The sequence below is a fragment of the Methylobacterium sp. CCH7-A2 genome (assembly GCF_001557075.1).
GTDB classification, from domain to species: Bacteria; Pseudomonadota; Alphaproteobacteria; order Rhizobiales; family Beijerinckiaceae; genus Allobosea; species Allobosea massiliensis.
Window position 1 is genome coordinate 1 of record NZ_LSKN01000162.1, and the last position, 463, is coordinate 463.

The window sequence follows — 463 nt, forward strand, 5'->3', positions numbered from 1 at the left end:
TGCATGCAGGAACGCCTCAACCATAGGCCGGTTCTCGTCGGTGTAGCCGGAGATCGACACTTCGTCTTCAACGACCGGCATGAGACCCTGCTCGGCATTCTGCTTCTCGACGAGATCTTCTACGCTCTCGCCGAATTGACGGCCGTCATCAAGAGCTGGCGCCAGCACTACAACACCAGGCGCCCGCACGCCTCGCTCGGCTACAAGCCACCGGCGCCGGCTACTATCATGCCGCCGTCAAACGTGGCTGTGAATCCTACCATGCATTAGATCGAAGCTGAACCACTCCATCGGGGCAGGCCAAGACCGTGGGCCCGCGCTCATCGCGCCGCGTTGAGACCGATGATGGCGCCCGCGAGGCTGTCACCGCTGTCGAACGCCGCTTCCACCCGCGGCCCGATGCACCAGTCGCCGCAGGCGCCCAGACGTGCGGATGGGTCCCAGAAGAACGTCTCTCCCGCCG

The 463-nt window shown here is 64.1% G+C and carries 1 protein-coding gene; it reads left to right on the forward strand.

Annotation, left to right across the window (positions count from 1 at the left end):
* Nucleotides 1-270, forward strand: a 270-nt coding sequence (locus AX750_RS26885; protein WP_245282389.1) for a transposase, incomplete at its 5' end; no start/stop codon positions are given.
* Between the last annotated feature and the right edge of the window lie 193 nt (nucleotides 271-463).